Annotated in this window: 20 protein-coding genes; 16 read left to right on the top strand and 4 right to left on the bottom strand. The window is 28.2% G+C overall.

The genetic code is table 11. The features are described from left to right. Positions 1–4: 4 nt before the first annotated feature. The 7 genes from topA to RWJ08_RS03800 all read left to right on the top strand — a co-directional run bounded on the left by topA (position 5) and on the right by RWJ08_RS03800 (position 6,340). Entirely contained in the window at positions 5–2,089 is a 2,085-nt protein-coding gene (topA, locus tag RWJ08_RS03830) for a type I DNA topoisomerase (protein WP_313961134.1), read from the top strand. Between the two features lie 102 nt (positions 2,090–2,191). Continuing rightward, entirely contained in the window at positions 2,192–2,704 is a 513-nt protein-coding gene (locus RWJ08_RS03825) for a cysteine hydrolase family protein (RefSeq protein WP_118058439.1), read from the top strand. Positions 2,705–2,877: 173 nt separating this feature from the next. After that, on the top strand, positions 2,878–3,219 hold the full coding sequence (locus RWJ08_RS03820; RefSeq protein ID WP_313961133.1) for a histidine triad nucleotide-binding protein: 342 nt from the start codon (positions 2,878–2,880) through the stop codon (positions 3,217–3,219). Between the two features lie 145 nt (positions 3,220–3,364). Further along, on the top strand, positions 3,365–3,544 hold the full coding sequence (rpsU, locus tag RWJ08_RS03815) for a 30S ribosomal protein S21 (protein ID WP_004832359.1): 180 nt from the start codon (positions 3,365–3,367) through the stop codon (positions 3,542–3,544). A gap of 355 nt (positions 3,545–3,899) precedes the next feature. Next, positions 3,900–5,018 carry a carbohydrate kinase gene (locus RWJ08_RS03810; protein WP_313961132.1) on the top strand — a complete coding sequence of 373 codons (1,119 nt, stop codon included), beginning with the start codon at positions 3,900–3,902 and terminating at the stop codon, positions 5,016–5,018. Continuing rightward, positions 4,990–5,910, top strand: a complete 921-nt coding sequence (locus RWJ08_RS03805) for a pseudouridine-5'-phosphate glycosidase (protein ID WP_313961131.1) — start codon at positions 4,990–4,992, stop codon at positions 5,908–5,910. The genes RWJ08_RS03810 and RWJ08_RS03805 overlap by 29 nt, the downstream gene beginning before the upstream one ends. 109 nt (positions 5,911–6,019) lie before the next feature. Next, complete coding sequence (locus RWJ08_RS03800; protein ID WP_313961130.1) at positions 6,020–6,340, top strand: TfoX/Sxy family protein; 321 nt, start codon at positions 6,020–6,022, stop codon at positions 6,338–6,340. Between the two features lie 78 nt (positions 6,341–6,418). On the opposite strand, the gene ppdK is transcribed toward RWJ08_RS03800, so the two are convergent. Together ppdK and RWJ08_RS03790 are read right to left on the bottom strand one after the other, a co-directional pair. Then, complete coding sequence (gene ppdK, locus RWJ08_RS03795) at positions 6,419–9,043, bottom strand: pyruvate, phosphate dikinase (RefSeq protein WP_313961129.1); 2,625 nt, start codon at positions 9,041–9,043, stop codon at positions 6,419–6,421. 13 nt (positions 9,044–9,056) lie between these two features. Next, a complete protein-coding gene (locus tag RWJ08_RS03790; protein ID WP_009354535.1) occupies positions 9,057–9,863 on the bottom strand; it encodes a pyruvate, water dikinase regulatory protein in 807 nt (268 codons plus the stop codon). Between the two features lie 227 nt (positions 9,864–10,090). On the opposite strand from RWJ08_RS03790, the gene RWJ08_RS03785 reads away from it, so the two are divergent. From RWJ08_RS03785 to RWJ08_RS03750, 8 genes are all read left to right on the top strand, one after another. Continuing rightward, complete coding sequence (locus tag RWJ08_RS03785) at positions 10,091–11,488, top strand: L,D-transpeptidase/peptidoglycan binding protein (RefSeq protein WP_009354489.1); 1,398 nt, start codon at positions 10,091–10,093, stop codon at positions 11,486–11,488. Between the two features lie 514 nt (positions 11,489–12,002). Continuing rightward, positions 12,003–12,611, top strand: coding sequence for a CPBP family intramembrane glutamic endopeptidase (locus RWJ08_RS03780; protein WP_313961128.1), 609 nt, complete (start codon positions 12,003–12,005; stop codon positions 12,609–12,611). Positions 12,612–12,643: 32 nt separating this feature from the next. After that, positions 12,644–13,534: a CPBP family intramembrane glutamic endopeptidase gene (locus RWJ08_RS03775; RefSeq protein WP_313961127.1), complete on the top strand. Its 891-nt coding sequence runs from the start codon at positions 12,644–12,646 to the stop codon at positions 13,532–13,534. 115 nt (positions 13,535–13,649) lie between these two features. Next, the gene (locus tag RWJ08_RS03770) at positions 13,650–14,000 is read left to right on the top strand and encodes a GntR family transcriptional regulator (protein ID WP_009354524.1); all 351 of its coding nucleotides are present in this window, start codon (positions 13,650–13,652) and stop codon (positions 13,998–14,000) included. A gap of 1 nt (position 14,001) precedes the next feature. After that, positions 14,002–15,357, top strand: a complete 1,356-nt coding sequence (locus RWJ08_RS03765; protein WP_313961126.1) for a PH domain-containing protein — start codon at positions 14,002–14,004, stop codon at positions 15,355–15,357. 9 nt (positions 15,358–15,366) lie between these two features. After that, the gene (locus RWJ08_RS03760; RefSeq protein ID WP_009448946.1) at positions 15,367–15,564 is read left to right on the top strand and encodes a PLD nuclease N-terminal domain-containing protein; all 198 of its coding nucleotides are present in this window, start codon (positions 15,367–15,369) and stop codon (positions 15,562–15,564) included. Then, positions 15,564–16,478 (top strand): ABC transporter ATP-binding protein, encoded by a 915-nt coding sequence (locus RWJ08_RS03755; protein ID WP_313961125.1) that lies wholly within the window; start codon positions 15,564–15,566, stop codon positions 16,476–16,478. Before RWJ08_RS03760 ends, RWJ08_RS03755 begins: the two co-directional genes overlap by 1 nt. Further along, positions 16,475–17,242, top strand: a complete 768-nt coding sequence (locus tag RWJ08_RS03750; RefSeq protein ID WP_313961124.1) for an ABC transporter permease subunit — start codon at positions 16,475–16,477, stop codon at positions 17,240–17,242. The genes RWJ08_RS03755 and RWJ08_RS03750 overlap by 4 nt, the downstream gene beginning before the upstream one ends. Before the next feature lie 35 nt (positions 17,243–17,277). Here RWJ08_RS03750 and RWJ08_RS03745 read toward each other — a convergent pair whose 3' ends face one another. Continuing rightward, the gene (locus RWJ08_RS03745; RefSeq protein ID WP_313961123.1) at positions 17,278–17,754 is read right to left on the bottom strand and encodes a glutathione peroxidase; all 477 of its coding nucleotides are present in this window, start codon (positions 17,752–17,754) and stop codon (positions 17,278–17,280) included. Between the two features lie 504 nt (positions 17,755–18,258). Here RWJ08_RS03745 and ileS point away from each other — a divergent pair. Further along, positions 18,259–21,354: an isoleucine--tRNA ligase gene (gene ileS, locus RWJ08_RS03740; RefSeq protein WP_313961122.1), complete on the top strand. Its 3,096-nt coding sequence runs from the start codon at positions 18,259–18,261 to the stop codon at positions 21,352–21,354. A gap of 100 nt (positions 21,355–21,454) precedes the next feature. Here the strand turns inward: ileS and RWJ08_RS03735 are convergent, their stop codons facing one another. After that, on the bottom strand, positions 21,455–22,666 hold the full coding sequence (locus tag RWJ08_RS03735) for an arginine deiminase (RefSeq protein WP_313961121.1): 1,212 nt from the start codon (positions 22,664–22,666) through the stop codon (positions 21,455–21,457). Positions 22,667–23,242: the final 576 nt, after the last annotated feature.

Genomic DNA, 23,242 nt, shown 5'->3' with positions numbered 1-23,242 from the left:
AGTTTTGTATAAAAATTTAGTTATAGTAGAATCTCCAACAAAAGCTAAAACAGTTAGCAAAATGCTTGGAAGTAATTACAAGGTTGTAGCAAGTGTTGGACATATAAGAGATTTACCTAAAAGCAAAATGGGGATAGACATAGAAAATAATTTTGAACCTGAATATATAAATGTAAGAGGAAAGGCATCCAAGATTAAAGAATTAAAAGAGCTTTATAAAAATTCTGAAAACATATATCTTGCGACCGACCCCGACAGAGAAGGGGAAGCAATTTCTTGGCATATTGCCTACCTTTTAGGTCTTGATATTAATGCAAATAACAGAATAGAATTTCATGAAATTACTAAAAAGAGTATCAAAGAATCTATAAAAAATTCAAGAAAAATAGATATGAATTTAGTAAATTCTCAACAAGCCAGAAGAGTTTTAGACAGACTTGTAGGATATAAACTATCTCCGATTCTTTGGAAAAAAATAAAGAGTGGGCTTTCTGCAGGTCGTGTTCAATCTGCAACTTTAAAAATTATCTGTGAACGTCAAGAAGAGATAGATAATTTTGTTCCGGAAGAATTTTGGAAGATTGAAGGGATACATAATGTCCAAAATATAGAGTTTAAATCACTATATTATGGAGAATATGAAAATAAAAAAATAGTAAAAAAAGAAATAAAAAATGAAAAAGATGCTTTAAAGGTTGTAGAAAAAACAGATAAAGACAATTTTATCGTGGAAGATGTAAAAAAGGTAAAAAAAGAGAGAAAACCTCAACCACCTTTTACTACAAGTACTTTACAACAAGAAGCGGGAAGAAAATTAGGTTTTTCAAGCTCAATGACTATGAGTATTGCACAACAACTTTATGAAGGGATAAATGTAGGTAAAGAAGGATCAGTCGGTTTGATTTCATATATGAGAACTGACTCAACTAGAATTTCATCAGAAATAGTTGCAGAGGCAATTGAGTACATTACTGAAAATTATGGAAAAAATTATGCAAGCAAAGGTAATGAATACAATTTAAAGAAAAAGAATTCACAAGATGCTCATGAGGGGGTTAGACCAAGTAGTATTTTTAGAAGTCCTGAAAAAATAAAAAGCTATTTAACTGCAAATCAATATAAACTATATAAATTGATTTGGGAAAGAACAGTCGCTTCTCAAATGAAGGCAGAAAGTTATGAAAGTACACAAATAGTTTTAAATTCTAATAATTGTATCTATAAATTAAATGGAAGATACACTTTATTTGACGGATTTTCAAAAATATATACTTCAAGTGATATTAAAGATGAACCATTGCCTAAATTAGAAGTAAAAGATGTAATAAATGCAGAAAAAATAGAAAAAAGTCAACATTTTACAAAACCGGTTGCAAATTTTACAGAGGCGAGTTTAGTTAAAAAACTTGAAGAAAATGGAATTGGAAGACCAAGCACCTATGCAAGTATTATAAATAGTTTGACAAGCAGATTTTATATTCTAATTGAGAATAAAAAAATAATTCCAACAGATTTAGGAAAAAATGTAAATAAGTTTTTAGTTTCCAACTTTGAAACAATTATAAATGAAAAATTCACTATGGAAATGGAAGAAAAACTTGATGAAATAGCTGAAAACAAAAAGGATTGGAAAAAAGTTATCTCAGACTTCTATGCTGTATTTGAAACATTTTTGAAAAAGTCTGAAGGAGATTCAGAAGATTATAAAATAAAAGATGAAGTCCTTGATGAAAAATGTCCACAATGTGGTAAAAATTTAGTTGTCAAAAAGACAAAATTTGGTAGATTTATTGGTTGTAGCGGATTTCCTGATTGTAATTATATAAAAAAGGAAGTTAAGGATACAGGGGTAAAATGTCCTAAATGTGGTGGAAGAATAATAGAAAAAATATCCAAAAAGAGAAAAGTGTTTTACGGTTGTGAAAATTATCCTGAATGTGACTATGCAATTTGGGATAAACCGATAGCTGATAAAAAATGTGAAAAATGTGGAAAATTCTTAGTTGAAGTTAAAAACAGATTTAAACATGCTCTAAAATGTTCCGATGAAAATTGTGATTTTGAGATTGATTTAAAGAAAAAGAAATAAAAGCTTAAGAATTTTATAATTTGACAAAAGATTAAATAATGTATATAATTTATTTGGTTAAAATATTTAGATTTTTTTATAAAAAACTTTTGGAGGCTGGTTATGAAAATATTAGTTGTTATTGATGTTCAAAATGATTTTGTTGATGGTAAGTTGGGAACTCAAGAGGCTATAAATATGATTCCTAAATTAAAGGAAAAAATTAAAAACTTTGACGGAGAAATTATTTATACAATGGATACTCACGATGATAATTACTTAAATACACAAGAGGGAAGAAAACTTCCTATAAAACATTGTATTAAAGGAACTGACGCTTGGAAAATCAGAGAAGGTATCTATAAAGAAAACTGTAAAATTTTTGAAAAAGCAGGTTTTGGCTCTAGCGACTTGGTTGAGTATTTAAAAAGCATAAACGAAAAAGAGAAAATTGAAAGTATAGAATTTGTTGGGATTTGCACAGATATTTGTGTGATTGTAAATACTTTAATGATTAAAGGATTTTTACCTGAAGTTGAATTAATTGTAGATAGTAAATGTTGTGCGGGAGTTACTCCACAAAGTCATAATACAGCATTAGAAGCTATGAAAATGTGTCAAGTTGATATTTTGTAAAAAATAAATTATTTAATTAAGCAAAAAAAACGCAACAACACGATATGCAATAATATACTATTGTAATCGTGTTTTTTCTTGAAAATAGAGGTTGTATATGGTATAATAGACAATAATTAAAATAGAGCTCATCTATTTTGATTTTGATACATTTACTATATGGAGGTGAGATAATGGACTGTATATTTTGCAAAATTGTTAATGGAGAAATTCCGTCTAATAAAATTTATGAAGATGATGATATAGTTGCATTTAACGATTTATCACCTCAAGCTCCTATTCATTTTTTAGTAATCCCTAAAAAACATATTGAATCCTGTAATTTTGTAGATAAGGAAAATGCAGAAGTAATTGGGAAAATATTTCTAAAAATTTCTGAACTTGCTAAGGAAATGGGATTTGATGAATCAGGTTATAGAATAGTTAATAATTGTAATGATGATGGTGGGCAAACCGTTAAACACTTACATTTTCACGTTCTTGCAGGGCGTAGTTTAAATTGGCCACCAGGCTAAAATTAAATATATTATAAAAATTTATAAATTTTATTAATTATACTAAAAAATATAGTGAATTTACTTGAATTTATATCAATTTTGTTGTATAATATGAATGATTATTTCTCAAGACAGTTTGTCTATATAAGAGAGGGGGGATATCATGGCAGAGATCAGAGTTGGCGAAAACGAATCTTTAGATAATGCGTTGAAAAGATTTAAAAGACAATGTGCACGTGCTGGAGTGCTTTCAGAATATAGAAAAAGAGAACATTACGAAAAGCCAAGTGTAAAGAGAAAGAAAAAATCAGAGGCAGCAAGAAGAAAAAAGAAAAAATTCTAAGCTGTTTAAAATTTAATTTTTTGAATTAAACTAAAGTCCTTTATTTAAAGGACTTTTTTTATTGCGAAGCAACAAGGTTCTCAGTGGTGCTGAGGTTCTTATTAAAATTAATGAAAAAAAAAGACTTAACTATTAGATTTAATAGTTAACAAGTAAATAAATGAGCAGTATTATAATACAATTTTTCAATAATTTGATTTTAATGTTAAAGTTTATTTATAATTAAGAGATCTCACACTTTTGCTTTACAAAAGTAAATGTATCGAAGATACATATAGAATTTTTTTTATTTAAAATATTGATTTTTATATAAACATTTGATATAATATAATAAACTATTGCTTAAGGAGGTACTATGACAAAAAGAGAACAAGAACTTTTAGATATAATAAAAGAAAATCCTTATATTTCTCAAAATGAACTGGCTGATTTACTTAATATAAAGAGATCATCAGTTGCAGTTCATATTTCAAATTTGATTAAAAAAGGATATTTGGTCGGAAGAGCTTATGTGATTAACACGAATTTATCAAAAGAAGTTTGTGTTATTGGTGGATGTAATATTGATTTTATTGCAAAAAGTTTTGAAAAAATTAATATGAAAGATTCCAATCCAGGAACTTTGGAATATTCTTTTGGAGGGGTTGCAAAAAATATCGCTGAAAATTTACTTAAAATGGGAATAGATAATAAATTTATTTCTGTATTTGGTGATGATGTCTATTCAAGAGAAATCAAAGATTATTTGAAGAAAATCGGACTGGATTTTTCAAATAGTAAATTTTTAACTAATAGAGGTATGTCAAATTATATTTCTATTTTGGATGAAAATAATGATTTATTTACTGCCATTTCTTCAATGGAAGTTTTGGATGAAATCAATATTGAATTTATCTCTAAACTTATTGATTTGATTAAGAGTTATAAATATATAGTTATGGATACAAATTTAAGGGAAGATGTTCTTGAATACATCTGTAAAAATTGCCCTAATTCAAAGATAATTGTAGATTGTGTTTCAAGAAAAAAAGCTTTAAAAATAAAGAAGTTATTGAAATATATTTACCTTATAAAGCCGAATATTTATGAAGCAGAAGAATTGACTGATATTCCTTATGAAAATGAAAGTGATTTAGAAAAGATTGTGAATGTATTTTTAGAAAAAGGTGTTCAAAAAGTTTTTATTTCGATGGGCGAAAAGGGAATTTTATATGCCGATAAAAATGAGAACGGAATTGTAAGGATAAATGAAAAACCAAAGATTGAAAACACTTCAGGTTGTGGCGATGCAGCTATGAGCGGAATAATCTATGGTGTTGTTAACGAAAATGATATTTTAGAATGTGCAAAACTTGGAAATATCGCAGGTTTCATAACTGCACAATCTATGGATACAGTAAGTAAAAATATAAGTGAAAAAAATCTATTAAATTTTGGAGGAAGTTATGAAATTAGAAAAATATTTAACAGTTAGTGAAGAAGTAAAAAATGCAATTAAAGAAAATAAACCTGTTGTAGCTTTGGAATCAACAATAATATCACATGGTATGCCTTATCCTAAAAATGTTGAAACGGCTCTTGAAGTTGAAAAAGTTGTTAGAGAAAATGGAGCGATTCCTGCTACAATAGCTATTATAAACGGAGAAATTAAAGTTGGGCTAACAAAAGAAGAAATTGAAGTTATCGGAAAAGCGGGACTTAGTGTAACAAAAACTTCAAGAAGAGATTTAGCTTATGTTTTTGCTAATAAATTAAATGGTGCTACAACTGTTGCTGCAACAATGATTTGTGCAGAAATGGCAGGAGTTAAAGTTTTTGCAACAGGTGGAATCGGTGGAGTTCATAGAGGAGCGGAAACTACTATGGACATTTCAGCAGACCTTGAAGAATTAGGAAATACAAATGTAGCTGTTATTTGTGCAGGTTGTAAATCAATTTTAGATATGGGACTTACTTTAGAATATTTAGAAACAAAGGGAGTTCCTGTTTATGGATACCAAACAAATATATTACCGGCATTTTATACAAGAGAAAGTGATTTTAAAGTTAGTAAAATAAATTCAGAAGAAGAAATAGCAAGAGTTTTAAAAGCTAAATGGGATTTAGAACTAAATGGTGGAGTTGTAATTGCAAATCCTATTCCGGAAGAATTTTCAATGGATAGAAAATTAATTGACAAGACAATTTTAGATGCTTTAAAAGAAGCAGACAAAAATGGAATAAAAGGAAAAGACACAACACCATTCTTACTTGACAAAGTTCAAAAACTTACACAAGGAAAGAGCTTAGAAGCTAACATCAGATTAGTATTCAATAACGCAAAACTTGCAAGTAAAATAGCAATAGAATATACAAAATTAGCATAAAAGTCGGGGAAACCTCGACTTTTTTTGAATTTACAAAACAAAAGATTTGATTTTTTCAGTAGATAATGTTAGTATTTAGGTAGTAAAAAGCATTTTTTAGGAGGTTATTATGGCATCAAGTAAAGAATATTTAGAATATATCTTGGAACAGTTATCTGAACTTGAAGATATAAATTATAGGGCGATGATGGGAGAATATATTATCTATTATAAAGAGAAAGTTATTGGCGGAATATATGATGACAGATTTTTAGTAAAAGCTACAAAGAAAGCTATTGACTATGTTTCTGACGTACAATTTCAATTGCCTTATGAGGGAGCAAAAGAAATGCTATTGGTTGATGATGTGGAAGATAAAATGTACCTAAAAGGATTATTTGATACAATGTATGATGAGTTACCTTTCCCTAAAGTTAAGAAGAAAAAATAAAAAGTAAAAATTTTGTTATAAATTAAAATGGATAGCATTTCGCTATCCATTATTTTTTATATTTCTTCTAGTTAAAGTTTATTTACTTTGTTTAATTTTTGCTTGTGCTGCTGCAAGTCTTGCGATTGGCACTCTGAAAGGAGAACATGATACATAGTCGATTCCTACAGAATTTAAGAATTCAATTGTATCAGGATCGCCACCATGTTCACCACAAATTCCTACATGAAGATGAGGGTTTGTTTCTCTTCCAAGCTTGAAAGACATTTTTACTAATTTACCAACACCTTTTTGATCCAATTTTGCAAAAGGATTAAAGTCGAATATTTTTTTGTTTTCATATTCGTTTAAGAATTTTCCGGCATCATCTCTTGAAAAACCGAATGTCATTTGTGTTAAGTCATTTGTACCATAACTAAAGAATTCAGCTTCTGTTGCGATTTCATCAGCAAGTAGGGCAGCTCTAGGAATTTCAATCATTGTTCCAATTTTGTACTTAATGTTTTCATTCAATTCTTTTAAAGTCATTTCGATTTCTTCAACGATTTCTCTTTTTACATATTTTAATTCTTCAAGTTCTCCAACTAATGGAATCATTATTTCAGGAGTAATTGATATATTTAAATCTTTTTGTGCTTTTACTGCAGCATTTATTATAGCTTTTGCTTGCATTCTATATATTTCAGGATAAGTAACTGCAAGACGACAACCTCTGTGTCCAAGCATTGGATTTACTTCTTCCAAATCTGTAATTACATCTCTTAGATGAGACTCGTCGATATTCATTTCTTTTGCCAAGTTTTTAATATCTTCGTTTTCATAAGGTAAGAATTCATGTAGAGGTGGATCAAGTAATCTTATTGTTACTGATTTTTCTTTTAATACAGAGTAGATATCATAGAAATCTTTTTCTTGCATTGGTCTAATTTTTTCTAATGCTTCAACTCTTTGTTCAGTATTTTCTGAAAGAATCATTTGTCTTACAACAGGGATTCTATCTTTGTCAAAGAACATATGTTCAGTTCTACAAAGTCCAATTCCTTCAGCTCCAAATTCAACAGCTTGTTTTGCATCTCTAGGGTTATCTGCATTTGCTCTAACTCCTAAAACTTTAATTTCATTTACCCAATCCATAAAGATTTTAAAGTTTCCAGTTAATTGTGGATTTAATTTTTCAATTTCGCCTTTGTAAATAATTCCTGTTGTTCCATCAAGAGAAATTACATCTCCTTCTTTGATAACTTCGTTTTGAGTTTTTATAACTCTTTCGATTTCATCAACCTTGATTTCACTTGCTCCAGCGATACAACATTTACCCATACCTCTTGCAACTACTGCTGCGTGAGAAGTCATACCACCTCTTGCAGTTAAGATACCTTCAGCTTCAACCATTCCTTCGATGTCTTCCGGAGAAGTTTCTTGACGAACTAAGATTACTTTTTCTCCTGATTTAACTGCATCAACTATATCTCTTGAGTGAAAATAAACTTTACCACTTGCAGCTCCTGGAGAAGCAGCTAGTCCTCTTGCCAAGATAGGAGTATTTTTCATCATTTCAGCATTGAAGATAGGGTGAAGAAGTTGGTCTAAACTCTTTGGTTCAACTCTTAAAATAGCTTCTTCTTTTGAAATTAATCCTTCGTTAACTAAATCTACTGCTACATTGATTGCAGCATCTGTAGTTCTTTTTCCATTTCTTGTTTGTAATAAGTATAATTTACCTTTTTCAATAGTAAATTCCAAGTCTTGCATATCTTTGTAATGTTTTTCTAAAGTTTTTGCAATTCTTAAGAATTCATCATAAACTTCTGGCATAATTTCTTTTAGCTTTTCAATTGATTCAGGAGTTCTGATACCTGCAACAACGTCTTCACCTTGTGCATTCATTAAAAATTCTCCGAATAATTTATTTTCTCCAGTACTTGGATTACGAGAGAAAGCTACACCAGTACCACTTGTGTTACCCATATTACCAAATACCATTGCTTGAACATTTACAGCAGTTCCTAGTGAATCGTCAATACCGTTTAATTTTCTATAAACGATAGCTCTAGGATTCATCCAAGATTTGAAAACTGCTTTAATAGCTATGATTAATTGTTCAATTGGGTCTTGTGGAAATTCTTTGCCTGTTTCTTGTTTAAAAATTTTCTTAAATTTTTCAACTAGAATTTTTAAATCTTCAGCAGTTAATTCAGTATCCATTTTTACATTTTTTTCTTCCTTGATTCTGTCAAGTTCATTTTCAAAGTAAATTTTTGGAATTTCCATAGCAACGTCGCTGAACATTTGGATAAATCTTCTGTAACTATCAAATGCAAATCTTTCATTATTTGTAGAGTTTGCTAGACCGATTACTGATTTATCGTTAAGACCTAAGTTAAGAATAGTATCCATCATACCAGGCATTGATATAACGGCACCACTTCTTACAGAAAATAATAGAGGATTTTCTGTACTTGAAAAACTTTTTTGTAGCTTGCTTTCACAGTCTTTAATATGAGTTTTAATTTCTTCAATTAGACTTTCAGAAATTTTTTCATCATTTTTGTAAAAATTATTACAAGCTTCTGTAGTAATAGTAAAACCAAAAGGAACATTTAGTCCAATGTTAGTCATTTCGGCAAGGTTGGCACCTTTACCGCCCAATAAAGCTCTCATATCTTTATTGCCTTCATCAAAATTGTAAACAAATTTGCTCATTTTTTTCCTCCAATTACTTATTAATTTTTAATAGATGTTTTAAGATAATGTCAGCTGTTTCTTCGATAGCTTTTGCTGATACATCTATTACAGGACAGCCTATTTTTTTCATTATTCGGCTAGAATATTCAAGTTCTTCAAGTATTCTATTTGAATTTGAATAAATACTATTATCAGGGAGACCTAAAGATTTCAGTCTTTCCTTTCTTATGCTTTCCAACTTTTCGGGTGTATTAGTTAGACCTATAACTTTTTTAGGCGAAACTTGGAATAATTCTTCAGGTACAGGTGTTTCTGGTACCAGAGGAATATTTGCAACTCTAATATTTTTATTTGCAAGATACATTGACAACGGTGTTTTGGATGTACGAGAAATTCCAATTATTACAAGATCTGCAATTAAAACTCCTCTTGGGTCTTTTCCATCGTCATAACGAACTGCAAATTCAATAGAGTCAATTCTTTTAAAATATTCTTCGTTAAGTTTTCTAAGAGCACCCGGATTATTTCCTGGAGCGATGTTACTCACTCTTTGGATTGCTAAAATGGACGCAGAAAGTAAATCTACATTTGTTATAGAATGTAATTCTGAAAACTTTTTAACATAATCCAAAAGTGGAGCGTCAACCAAAGAATAAAATAAAATAGAATTCTCAGTTTCTTTACATTTGTTTAGTATCTCAGAAAGATCCGAAAATTCTCTTATATGAGAAAATCTTTCAAGAGAATACTCAATGTTGTTAAACTGAGCAAGAGCGGCACGTGCAAGTTGCTCCGCTGTTTCTCCCGTAGAGTCGGAAATTAAAAAAATGTTAAGCATTTATCTTCCTCCTTACTAAATATATTATAAACTTTTAACTAAGGAAATACAAGTTTTTTAATGATTTTACTTTTAAAATTAAATATGATAAAATTAGAAGATAATATTGACTAATAATTCTTTTGATATATTAATCCAATTATTTGAAATGATTATAATAACAAGTTTTATGGTATATAATAGATTATTAATTAGATATTTTCGTAAAAATGGAGGTGTATTTTTTGATGGAAGATACCAAAAAAGTAAATTCAGGAAAAAAATTAGCTAAAAAGATATGTATATTTGTCGGAGCGTTAATTTTATCAATTTATTTATTAGGTGTTATAATATTTTCTTTTATTGCTCTGCCTAACACTAAAATAAATGGTAATGATGTAAGTTATGTAATGATTGATGATGTTTTTAATAAAGACTGGACAGATGTTTCTATTAAGTTAAATCGTTCTGATGGAAAGAGTGATTTTTTTAAACCTGAAAAGATAAATTATAAGGAAGAATATTTAGCGGATAAGAAAATTTTACAAAATCAATTCACTTGGCCTATGGCATTTTTCACAAGTCGAGATTTTAAATTGGAAGTAAATATAAGTTATGATAATGATAAGTTTGAAGAATTTTTACAAAATACTTTAATTTTAAAGGGTATGAAACATCCAGAAGATGCTAAGATAGTATATAAGGATGGCAAGTATAGTATTCAAGATGAAGTTATGGGAACTTATACAACAAAAGAAAAATTGAAAGAAGCTATTTTACTTGCTCTCTCCGAGAGAAAAGAAAGTATTGATATGAATACTATTTCTGAACAACCAAAACTTAAAAAAGATGATAAATCTTTACAAGATGCTCTTTCAAAATATGAAAAAATTTCAAAGTTAAAATATGAAATAAATATCGGTTCAAATAAAGAAGTATTAGATGGTGAAATTTTAGCAAATATTTTTACTTTTGTCGATGGAGAATTGAAACCTGATGAACAAAAGGCAAGAGATTATGTAAGAAGACTTGCAATTAAATATGATACTTTTGGAATGGATAGAAAATTCCAAACAACTGGGAAAGGAGAAGTTGTGATTCCTGGAAAAGATGGAATATATGGTTGGCAAATTGATGTTAATAAGACTAAAGATGTTTTAGTTGAAAAACTATTAAAATTTGAATCTGATACAATTGATCCAGTTTTCTTGCACCAAGGATTATATTATGATAAAGAGGATGATATAGGTAAAACTTACATTGAAATTGACCTTACTAGACAACATATGTGGTTTTACAAAGAAGGAAAACTTCTTTTAGATACTGATATAGTTACTGGGGATGTAAGCAAAAACGTTGAAACACCTGTAGGTGTAATGAAAGTTTGGAGTAGAGAAAAAGACAGAAATCTTAAAGGTCTTTCTCCACAAGGATATGATTATGTTGCACATGTTGATTACTGGATGCCAATAAATTGGAAAGGTGTAGGAATTCACGATGCTACTTGGAGAAACGGAAAATTCGGAGGAGAAATATATAAGACATCAGGAAGTTATGGTTGTATAAATACTCCTCTAGAAAAAGTAAAACAAATTTACGATAATGTTGAAATAAATACTCCAGTTATAATTTATAAGAGTAATTAGAAATGAATTTAGTTTAGTGATTAAGGCTGATTTTTTCAGTTTTAGTTACTAAACTTTTTTTGTTTATTATAATTTTTAAAAATAAATCGCAAGCTGATTTGCTAGTAACGGTAAGCTATCTAACAAAGGAACTTCCTTATCCGTCATCTTGAGCATAGTCAATCTAGCCCTAACTTTTGTTGTTTATTCTTAAACAACAAACAGTAGGTCTGACGGGAGTAATTGCATCTTTAGATACAATTATTCTGAAGATCGCAACTATTGCTTGTTTATAAGCAATAGTATTTCTGAAAGAAATTCTAAAATATTTTTGATGTATTTTTGATACATTTACTTTTGCTAAAGCAAAAGTATGAGATTTCCTAGAGCTCTTTTATTAATGAATTACGCTTTTAGGTCTTATTGAGCAATTTTCTTTTTATATAATCAAAATTACTAATATTTGACTGTTGACTTTTTACTTTAATTATATTATATATTATAGTGTAAGAATAAATAGAAGGGAGATTTAGTTATGGATTTGCTAATAAAAAAATTGACTAACAGTATTATTCAAATTATTGTATTTTCATTAATACCATTTTTATGGTGGTTAGTTACTTCAAGAAAAAAGATGAGTTTTTTTGAATGGATTGGATTAAAAAAAGTAAAAAATTTAAAAGAAAATAAACTTTTTGCATGGATTCTTATGGTAATAGTTTTAGTTTCAATTTTCTCAGTTTTTATCTTCTATATACTTAAAAATGTGAATGTTGCATATTCTGAGTATACAGGATTAGGAATTAAGGCTTTGCCTTCAATATTAGTTTATGCATTTTTTAATACTTCTTTTCCTGAAGAAATATTATTTAGAGGTTTTCTTTTAAAAAGAATTGGAAATAAATTTGGATTTACAATAGGGAATCTAATCCAAGCACTATTATTTGGTTGTATTCATGGAATTTTGTTTTTCTCTGCTGTTGGAATTTTAAAAAGTATTGTAATAACTTTATTTACTGGAATGATTGGTTGGATAATTGGTTATATAAATGAAAAAAAAGCTGGAGGCTCAATATTAATAGGTTGGGGAATGCATGCATTTTTCAATACAGTTTCAGGCATTTGTTATACTTTTTTAGTATAATAGTATAATTTATAGGAGGAGTTAAAAAAGCAATGGAAAATATACAGGAAAAAAAGTGGTATGATAATGTTTTATGGATTTGTATAATAAGTTATGCAATTATATATATTACTCAAATTGTTGGAGGATGGATTACACCTAGATTACTTAGACTATTATTTACATCTGGATTGTTCAAAGCTAATGAATTTAGTTATACATTTATTATGTATATTCTATCCATTTATATATGGTTTGGAGTTCTTTTTGTACTATTAGTTTTTAAAAATAATCATTATATAATCGATAAAATAACAACTAAGACTAAAGGAAATACTATAGCATATTTATTTTTAGGATTATTATTAGGCTTTGTGTTAAATGGATTTTGCGCTTTAATTGCTATGATAAATGGAGATTTTCCTTTACGATTTAGTCTGTTTGAAATATTTCCTGCAATTGGCTTGCTATTTGCCGTTTTTGTTCAATCTTCAGCGGAAGAGCTTTTATGCAGAGGCTTTATGTATCAAAGATTATTAAAATCTACTAATTGTCCAGCTTTTGTTATCATATTCAATTCATTATTCTTTGCAGCTTTACATTTGTTCAATAATGGAATGTCTATTTTGCCATTTTACTGTATATTTATTTTTGGAGTTTTCGCATCCATGATTATATATTATTTTGACAGTTTATGGATGGCAATGGGATTGCATACAATGTGGAATTTTACTCAAAGCATATTACTTGGATTACCAAATAGTGGAAATAATGTTCCATATTCAATTTTTAAAATTGGAGGTTCAGTAAAAGGAAGTTTTGCTTATAATCCAACATTTGGACTAGAGGGAACAATCTTATCATCTGTTTTGATGACAGTTTGTTGTTTGGCATTATATCTTTGGAAATCAAAGAAAAATAAAGAAGGAGTAGTTTTAAATTAACAATTAATAAAGTTTAGCTTTTAAGATAAAATAATTTTTTCTTAAATACTAAACTTTTTTTGTTGACTTTTTGTATTATCTGTATTATAATATATAATACAAGGAGATGAGAGAAATGTTTTTTATTGATACTTTGTCGGAAGTTCCAATTTACACTCAGATTTGCAATGGAATTATCAAAGAAATTGCAGAGGGAAATTTAAAAAATGGAGATGAATTACCTTCTGTTAGACAACTTGCAAAAGATTTTGGAATAAATCCTATGACTGTGAATAAGGCTTATGGAATTTTAAAAAGTGAAAATGTAATAGAGATTGACAGACGTGTAGGCTCGATTGTATATGTTAGATGCACGGAAAAAAATATTGAAAACATAAAAGAGAATTTACAAAATTTAATTAATGAAGTTAAAATGAGAAATCTTGGAAAAGAGTTCTTACTAGATCTTATAGAAAGGAGTTTTTAATATGGCTTATGATTTAATTTTAATTGGATGTCTATGGATGGTTTTTGCTATAAGTTATTTTTCACAAAAGAAAGGATTTTCTTACAATAATGGAAAAATTTTGCTTACTACAATTCCTATAAATGAGGTAGATAGTGAGGAAGTTAAAGAGATTAGTAAAAAAGCTTTAAAGAGTTTTAATTTACTTCATTTAATGTTTTTTATAATTTCATTTTTACCACTACTTACCAAAACTGATATAGAAATTCTATTTTTTATCGGAATAATCTTTGCTTATTTGATTTCTCTAAGATTTTTGTCAAATAAATATATAAAACAAATGAGAAAGTTAAAAAAGGAAAAGAATTTTGCAAGTTTTACTAGGAAATATGTGGATTTCACAATTACAAAGGAAATAGATAAACAAAAACTTCCAATTTTCGTTTGGTTAATTCCTTTGGTAGTTTTTATTGGAGGATTTTCTATTTTTGGAACTTTTTCTGATATGGAGTTAATTTTGTTTATATGCTTGTCAACGACTTTAATAGCAATGATATTTATGGGACTTTTCTGGAGAAGGTCTAAAATATCAGTAATAAGCGATAATAAAGAAAAGAATTTATATATAAATAAAATTAAAATTATAAAACTTCAAAATAAAATTTTTACTTTAGTAAATTTTTATTCTGTTTTGTTTTTAGTTTTAGTATTTTTACAAAAAATGGATAAATACTCTTTTCTTCCTTTTGGAGCAAGTATAATACTGATTACATTTTTTATCTTTTATATTATATCTACTGTTAATAAAATTGATATGGAAATAAGTAGTAATATTGAAGATGATAAATTTGTTGAGGATCAAGACGAATACTACGATATTTTTGGTTATAAAAATCCGAATGACCCAAGATTTTTAGTACCTGATCCGATGAATTCAGGTAATACCGTTATTAATCGTGGAAACAAAAAAGGAAAAATTTTATTTGCCTTCTCGAATACACTTGTAGCATTTGTTATTATAATTGCATTGGCTTTAACTTTTGAAAAAGATTGGAAAGTTGAGATTTCAGATACTGTAAAAATTTCAACAATACTTTATAAAGATAATATAAAATCTAGCGATATTGAAAATTTAGAATTGCTTAATAAATTTCCTAATAAAAGAGCTATTAGGATGAATGGTGGAGCTACCAAAGAAAAAGCTTATGGTAATTTCTCTTTAGAGGGAGAAGGAAATGTTAGGCTTTATGTTTTCAACAAAACAGATAAGGTCATAAAGATAAGCAGAAAAAATGAAAAAACAGTTTATATTAATATGAGAACTAATGAAGAAACTGAAGAGCTTTATGAAAAATTGAAAAATTTTGTGGATAAATAGGAGGAGATTATGGACTTTTTAAGAGAACATTTTTTAATTTTATTGCCAATTATTATTATAAATATAACATTATTAGTAGTTGCACTAAGACATTGTTTAAAACATCAAAATTATAGATGTGGAAACAGATTGATATGGATTTGTGTGATAATTCTTATTCAAACTATTGGACCTATTTCATATTTTGTATTTGGAAGTGAAGAATAATGAATATTTTAACTGTAAATAGTTTAAGAAAAACTTTTAATGGAAATGATGTTATCAAAGATTTGACTTTTAGTATAAAAGAAAAGCAGATTTTTGGATTTCTAGGGAAAAATGGTGCTGGAAAGACAACCACTATGAAAATCATTTTAGGCTTTTTAAAAGCTGATTGTGGGGAGATTTTAGTTTTTGATGAAAAAGTCCATTTTGGAAATACGAAAACTAATAGATTTATTGGATATTTGCCTGATGTTCCGGAATTCTATGATTATATGACTTCAAAAGAATACCTTAATTTATGTGGAGAAATCACGGGATTATCAAAATCAGAAATTAAAGAAAGAACTGAAGAAATGTTAAATTTAGTTGGCTTAAAAGAGGAAAATAAAAGGATTGGAAAATTTTCAAGAGGTATGAAACAACGTCTTGGAATTGCTCAAGCATTATTCAATAAGCCTAAATTACTAATCTGCGACGAACCAACTTCTGCTTTAGATCCAATCGGTAGAAAAGAAATTTTGGATATACTATTAAAGATTAAGGAGCATACAACGGTCTTATTCTCAACTCATATCCTACAAGATGTTGAAAGAGTTTGTGATGAGTTTTTGATATTAAATGAAGGTGTTAATTGTTTAAATGGAAATATATCTGATATTAAAAATATGGGATTTAAAGATAAAATTTCTGTAGAATTCTTTAATATTGAAGATAGAGATTTGTTTCTAAGTAAATTTGAAACTAATAATATTAAAGTAGAATTAAATGATTGCTCTGTGATATTTTCTTCTTTTGAAAACTTGAAATATATCGAAAATAGAATATTTAAAACTGTTTTGGATAATAATTTGCTTATTGGTAGCTACAATATAATTAAGCCTTCATTAGAAGATTTATTTATAGAGGTGATAAAATGAAAGTATTTATAGCATTGTTAAAGAAAGAATATCTTGAAAGTGTTAGAAATAAAAAATTATTTATAATGTCTTTTATATTTTTATTTCTTGGTATTCTAGGTCCTGTTACAGCAAAAATATCTCCTGAAATTTTAAAATCATTTTTAGGAGAAGAACTAGCTAAAGGACTTCAAGAGCCTACATTTATAGATTCGTGGGCACAGTTTTTTAAAAATATAACTCAACTGGGCTTTATATTTATAGCTATAATTTTCAGTAATTATATAGTAAATGAGTTTTCTAAAAAAACATTAGTAAATTTAGTTGCAAAGGGATTACCTAGATTCCAGATAGTAATTTCTAAAATGATTTTTGCTTCTTTACTATGGACAGTATCTTTCATTATTTACTGTTTAATCTTTAACATATATACAACATATATATTTAAAGAAAATGTTGAGATATTACTTGCAATAAAGGCTTCAATCCCAATTTGGATATTTGGAATATTTTTAATAATCTTGGAATGTTTTGCAGGTTTTGTGTTTAGAAATACTGTAGGTGCTTTATCAACTTTAGTTATAACAGTTGCATTACAATTTTTAATTGGAATGTATGATAAAATAGCTAAGTTTTTACCAATTTTTCTATTTTCAGATAATATTAATTTAATTAAGGGAAGTATATCATTTGCAGATTATAGATATTCGATTTTAACTACAATATTACTTACAATTTTGATGATTTTTACATCTATATTTGTATTAAATAGAAAAGAAATTTAAAAATGCATTGTCTATTTGACAATGCATTTTTTAAATTATTTTAACAGTTCTAATATATGTTTTTCAATATCTTTTGGTTCAGTTTGCGGAGCAAATCTTGAAACGACATTTCCATTTTTATCTACAAGAAATTTTGTGAAATTCCATTTTATTTTATTTCCCAAAAGACCAGATTTTTTTGCTTTTAAAAACTTATATAATGGGTGAGTGTCTTTTCCGTTAACTTCTATTTTTTCAAACATAGGGAAAGTTACTCCATAATTCATACTACAAAATGTTTTAATTTCTTCGTTTGTTCCAGAATCTTGATTTTTAAATTGATTACAAGGGAAACCTAAAACTACAAAATCCTTATTCTTATATTCGTCATATAATTTTTGTAATCCCTCAAATTGAGGAGTAAAACCGCAACTGCTAGCTGTATTTACTATAAGTAAAACTTTGTTTTTAAATTGTTCCATTGAAACTTCGTTTCCGTCAATGTCATTTACTTTAAAATCATAAATATTCATTTCTACCTCCGATAATATGTATAAGATATATTTATTTTAATACCCTTAAAATAATAATAACAAACATAAATCAACTTATTTTAACAAGAAAAATTTAATATAAATAAATATTTTTAATAATTTTATAATTATTAAAAGAGAAATATCGAAAAATAAACAACTTTTATAAATTGTTTAAAATAAAAAGTTAATTTGAATGTTTATTAAATGAATTGAATAAAATATTTGACTTTTTTATGCTTTTATAGTATAATAATGCACGTATTTTATAGAAGGCGATGAAGAGGACGGAGCTTGTGAATTAACTCAGAGAGATAGTGTCTGGTGCAAACTATTTTATGAAGCAAATTCGTATCAACTTGGAGTTTTTTGGTTAATCCCGTTAAAGATTTTTGAGTGATTTAAGATTTTTTTAGTCTTAAATAATTTGGGTGGTAACACGGAAAAATTTCGTCCCTAAGATTTTATCTTAGGGATTTTTTTATAGAAAAAATGGAGGTATATATGGCAAAGTTTAGAGAACTTTCAAAAGAGTCCGTTAAGGATAGAGAAATGAAAATATCTGAATATTGGAATGAGATAGATTTGTTGCATGAATCTGTAAATTCAAGAGATGGACATGATAATTATATATTTTATGATGGTCCTCCAACAGCAAATGGAAAACCCGGTATTCACCATGTTATAAGTCGTACTTTAAAGGATATGACTTGTAGATATAAAACCATGAAAGGTTTTAAAGTAAAGAGAAAAGCAGGTTGGGATACTCATGGACTACCTGTTGAAATTGAAGTTGAAAAGAAATTAGGTCTTTCAAGCAAAAAAGATATTGAAAATTACGGTGTAGAAAAATTCTGTAAGGAATGTAGAGATTCTGTTTTCGTTTATGAAAGTAAATGGAGAGAAATGTCTGAAAGAATGGCTTTCTTGGCGGATATGAACAATCCTTATATCACTCTTAATAATAACTATATTGAATCAGTTTGGAATCTTTTAGATGAGATTTTTAAAAAAGGTTTAATGTATGAGGGAGCAAAGATTCTACCATATTGTCCACGTTGTGGAACTGGTCTTGCATCTCACGAAGTAGCTCAAGGTTATGAAATGATTAAGACTACAACAGTTTATGCAAAATTTAAGAAGAAAGATGAAGATGCTTATTTTATTGCTTGGACAACAACTCCTTGGACTCTTCCTTCTAATGTTGCTTTGACTGTTAATCCTAATGTAACTTATGTTAAGGTAAAATATAAAGATGAATTTTTCTATTTAGCTGAAAATCTAGCCACTAAAGTTTTAGGTGAAGATTATGAAGTTATTGAAAAATTCTTAGGAAAAGATATGGAATATTGGGAATATGAACAACTTATTCCTGAAATTGAAATAACGAAAAAAGCATTTTTTGTAACTCTTGCTGATTATGTAACAGTAGAAGACGGTACTGGTATTGTTCATACTGCTCCAGCCTTTGGGGAAGACGACTATCAAACAGGAAGAAGATACAATCTTCCTTTGATTAATCCTGTTAATGAAGAAGGAAAATTCAGCACTACAAGATATGAAGGTAGACCAGTTATGGAATGTGACGCTGATATTATCACATATCTTTTTGAAAATAATAAGGCATTGAAAAAACAAAAGGTTGAACATAATTATCCACATTGTTGGAGATGTCATACACCTTTAATTTATTATTCAAAACCATCTTGGTATATTGAAGTTACTAAATATAAAGATAAATTAATTGAAAATGCAAAGGCTGTAAATTTCTATCCTGATTTTGTTGGAGAAAAGAGATTTGCAAACTGGCTTGAAAACTTAAATGACTGGGCAATTAGCCGTTCAAGATATTGGGGAACTCCTTTTAATGTTTGGAAATGTGATTGTGGACATTGTACAAGTGTTGGTTCAAGAAAAGAATTAGCTGAAAGAAGTATAGAAGATATTGATGAAAATATTGAATTGCATAGACCTTATGTTGATAATGTTCATTTAAAATGTGAAAAATGCGGTGGCACAATGACAAGAGAAAAAGACGTTATCGACGTTTGGTTTGACTCCGGAGCAATGCCTTTCGCACAACATCATTATCCTTTTGAAAATAAAGAAAACTTTGGAGAATTATTCCCTGCAGATTTCATTAGTGAAGGAATTGACCAAACTCGTGGATGGTTCTATTCATTACTTGCAATTTCAACATTAATAACTGGAAAATCTCCATATAAAAATGTTTTGGTAAATGATTTGATTTTGGATAAAGACGGTAAGAAGATGAGTAAATCTCGTGGAAATACAATTGATCCGATAGAATTGTTTGATAAATACGGTGCAGATGCAGTGAGATTTTATTCACTTTATGTTTCACCACCTTGGGTTCCAACTAGATTTGACGTTGAAGGACTTAGAGAAATTGAAAGTAAATTCTTCAGATCTTTCAAAAATACTTATAATTTCTTCCAACTTTATTCAGGAACAGATGACATAGATCCAAGAGAGTTCTTTGTAGAGTATAATAAGAGACCTGAAATAGACAGATGGATACTATCTCGTTACAATAATCTTTTGAAAATGTATAACGAAAATATGGATAAATTTGAAGTTACAAAGGTTGTTCGTGCAATTTCTGATTTTGTAATTGAAGATTTATCAAATTGGTATATCAGAAGAAATAGAAGAAGATTTTGGAATACAGAAGTTGATGATGATAAAAAAGCTGTTTACAATACAACTTATGAAATTTTACTTGGAGTTTCAAAGATTATTGCACCTATTACGCCTTTTGTTGCAGAAGAAATGTATCGTAATTTAACTGACAAGAAGAGTGTTCATTTAGATTTCATTCCTGAATGTGATGAAAGTCTAATTGATGAAGCGTTGGAAGAAAAAATGGATATCGTTAGAAATCTTGTAACAATCGGTCGTGCAAGTCGTGAAAAAGTTAAGATTAAAGTTAGACAACCACTTTCTGAAATAGTTGTTGATTTTGCTTTAAAAGAAAAAATTGGCGACTTAGAAGAATTGATTAAGGAAGAACTTAATGTTAAAAAAGTTGTATTCGAAAAAGATTTATCAGGCTTTATGAACTATATGTTAAAACCGGATTTCAAAGTTTGTGGAAAAATTTTAGGAGCTAAAATTAAAGAATTTGGAAAATTCTTAAATGAAATAAATCCAAAAGAATTTTTAGAAAAACTTGAAAAAGGTTCTGTTTTTGTAAACTTAAATGGGGAAGATACTGAAATATTAAAAGAATATGTTGATGTAAAGGTTAGTGCAAAAGAAGGATTTGACGTTACTATGGAAAATAATCTTTTTGTAATTTTAGATACGACTTTAACTGACGAATTACTTGACGAAGGCTTTGCAAGAGAAGTAATTTCAAAGATACAACAAATGAGAAAATCTGCTGATTTTGATGTTCTTGATGAAATAAGAATAAAATGTGCATGTTCTGAAAGATTGAAAAAAGCAGTTGAAAACTACAAAGAATTTATAATGAAAGAAACTTTAGGTGTTGAATTGACTTTTGTTGACAATTTGAATACAGAGGAAGTTGATTTTAATGGAGAAGTTGGAAAATTATTTGTAGAAAGAGTATAATAAAAAACATTGAAAAACAACGGGTAAAAATCCGTTGTTTTTTTGTGCGAAAATAGGAAATAGAAAAAGCACAGAAATTCTGTGCTTTAATTTAAATTTTTTATAAGTTTTCTCTAAATAGAGGCATACTCATACATCTTGGGCCTCCACGTCCTCTAGATAATTCACCTGAATCAATCTTATGAAGTTTTACTCCTTTTTCTTCAAGTAATTGATTTGTTATAGTATTTCTATCATAAACGATAGCTTCTCTAGGTGCTATAGCTAAAGTGTTATATCCGTCAGACCATTGTTCTCTGTGTGTATCTAAAAGTCCGCCTTTTCCTTCACGGATAAAGTCAATTTTATCAACATGTAAATATTTTTTCAATACAACTTCTATATCAGTTGATTCGACTTCAACTTTTACTTTTCCATCAACTAATTTTAATGAATAAATTTCCAATGTCTTTTCAATTTCAGGATGTAGAGTGAATAAATCTCTGTCAACTGAAGTTAAAACAGTATCAAGATGCATAAAAGCTCTGTTGTTTGGAATTACTAATGCAAGCACGGTTTTTACTCCGTTTTCATCTTCAAGAAGTCTTTTTGCAATAGTTTCAATTGCCATTGGTGTTGAACGTTGAGAAATGCCGATAGCAACAACATCCTCAGATAAAACTAAGATATCTCCACCTTCGATAGAAGGAATATCTGTTCTATCATACCATTTTTTAATACCTTTAAATTCTTTATGATGTTCAAATATATACTTTCCAAAAAGAGTTTCTCTTCTTCTAGTAACTGACCACATTGTATGAAGACTTACACCGTCTTTAATGAATGAAAAAGGATCTCTTGTGAAATACAAATTAGGAAGTGGTTTTGAAATGAAGAAATCATTCTTTGAAACAAGTTCACTTAAAGTTGAAGGTTCTTTTAAATCTACTTCATTCTTTCTAACACCTTCCATCATTTTTAAAACTAACTCTTTGTTGTCTTTAATAGAAAATAGATATTCTTTTAATAATCTTTTTTCGTTTTCTACATGCACATCTGCATTATCAAGGAATTCTTCAATAAAAGCAGTTCTTATACCGTCATCATAAAGACTTTCAGCACACAAATCTTCAAGATAGAACACTTCACATCCATTTTGTCTAAAAATGTTTGCAAACATATCATGTTCTTTTTGTGCATTATCCAAAAACGGAATTTCATCAAAAAGAAGCTCATCAAGTAAATAAGGTGTCAAGTTTAAAAGTTCTTTATGAGGTCTGTGAAGTAAAACTGATTTTAATTTTCCAATTTCAGAATTTACATTAATTTTCATAGCTCCCTCCTTAAACTTATTAAATATATTATAACAGATAAAATATTTAAAGACAATACATTTTTATAGATATATTGACAAATACGAAACAAAGTTTTACATAATTCACATTATATTTTTTTTTGTAAGTCTAAATAATAAATAAAATTTATTTTATTTGCAAAAAAATGTAAATTTATCACGTGAAAACAATTAGCAAAGTAAATCTCCTAATACGTCATCTCGACCGAAATGAAGGGGAAGCGAATCAAGCCCTAACTTTATTTACCTATAAAGATAATAAACTAATTCACGTGAAAACAATTAGCAAAGTAAAGCCCCTAAAACGTCATCTCGAGCGTAGACAATCTAGCCCTAACTTTGATTATTTACTTGTAAATAATCAATAGTAGGTCTGACGGGGTCATTGTAGCGTTGTTTGATACAATGACTTTGGAGATCTCATACTTTTGCTTTAGCAAAAGTAAATGTATCGAAGATACATAAAAAAATTATTGTAGAATTTCTTTCAGAAACACTATTGCTTATAACTAAGCAATAGTTGAGATTTCTCCACTTCACTTCGCGTTGCTTCGT

Source organism: uncultured Parvimonas sp. (genome assembly GCF_963524015.1).
Classification (GTDB): Bacteria; Bacillota; Clostridia; order Tissierellales; family Peptoniphilaceae; genus Parvimonas.
The sequence above is the reverse complement of the archived record's forward strand: the minus strand, read 5'-3'. Positions and strand labels throughout refer to the sequence as shown.

Coding starts and splice junctions, on each gene's coding strand:
- RWJ08_RS03825 (WP_118058439.1), top strand. CDS start 2,192: ATGAAAATATTAGTTGTTATTGATGTTCAAAATGATTTTGTTGATGGT.
- RWJ08_RS03820 (WP_313961133.1), top strand. CDS start 2,878: ATGGACTGTATATTTTGCAAAATTGTTAATGGAGAAATTCCGTCTAAT.
- rpsU (WP_004832359.1), top strand. CDS start 3,365: ATGGCAGAGATCAGAGTTGGCGAAAACGAATCTTTAGATAATGCGTTG.
- RWJ08_RS03810 (WP_313961132.1), top strand. CDS start 3,900: ATGACAAAAAGAGAACAAGAACTTTTAGATATAATAAAAGAAAATCCT.
- RWJ08_RS03805 (WP_313961131.1), top strand. CDS start 4,990: ATGAAATTAGAAAAATATTTAACAGTTAGTGAAGAAGTAAAAAATGCA.
- RWJ08_RS03800 (WP_313961130.1), top strand. CDS start 6,020: ATGGCATCAAGTAAAGAATATTTAGAATATATCTTGGAACAGTTATCT.
- ppdK (WP_313961129.1), bottom strand. CDS start 9,043: ATGAGCAAATTTGTTTACAATTTTGATGAAGGCAATAAAGATATGAGA.
- RWJ08_RS03790 (WP_009354535.1), bottom strand. CDS start 9,863: ATGCTTAACATTTTTTTAATTTCCGACTCTACGGGAGAAACAGCGGAG.
- RWJ08_RS03785 (WP_009354489.1), top strand. CDS start 10,091: ATGGAAGATACCAAAAAAGTAAATTCAGGAAAAAAATTAGCTAAAAAG.
- RWJ08_RS03780 (WP_313961128.1), top strand. CDS start 12,003: ATGGATTTGCTAATAAAAAAATTGACTAACAGTATTATTCAAATTATT.
- RWJ08_RS03775 (WP_313961127.1), top strand. CDS start 12,644: ATGGAAAATATACAGGAAAAAAAGTGGTATGATAATGTTTTATGGATT.
- RWJ08_RS03770 (WP_009354524.1), top strand. CDS start 13,650: ATGTTTTTTATTGATACTTTGTCGGAAGTTCCAATTTACACTCAGATT.
- RWJ08_RS03765 (WP_313961126.1), top strand. CDS start 14,002: ATGGCTTATGATTTAATTTTAATTGGATGTCTATGGATGGTTTTTGCT.
- RWJ08_RS03760 (WP_009448946.1), top strand. CDS start 15,367: ATGGACTTTTTAAGAGAACATTTTTTAATTTTATTGCCAATTATTATT.
- RWJ08_RS03755 (WP_313961125.1), top strand. CDS start 15,564: ATGAATATTTTAACTGTAAATAGTTTAAGAAAAACTTTTAATGGAAAT.
- RWJ08_RS03750 (WP_313961124.1), top strand. CDS start 16,475: ATGAAAGTATTTATAGCATTGTTAAAGAAAGAATATCTTGAAAGTGTT.
- RWJ08_RS03745 (WP_313961123.1), bottom strand. CDS start 17,754: ATGAATATTTATGATTTTAAAGTAAATGACATTGACGGAAACGAAGTT.
- ileS (WP_313961122.1), top strand. CDS start 18,259: ATGGCAAAGTTTAGAGAACTTTCAAAAGAGTCCGTTAAGGATAGAGAA.
- RWJ08_RS03735 (WP_313961121.1), bottom strand. CDS start 22,666: ATGAAAATTAATGTAAATTCTGAAATTGGAAAATTAAAATCAGTTTTA.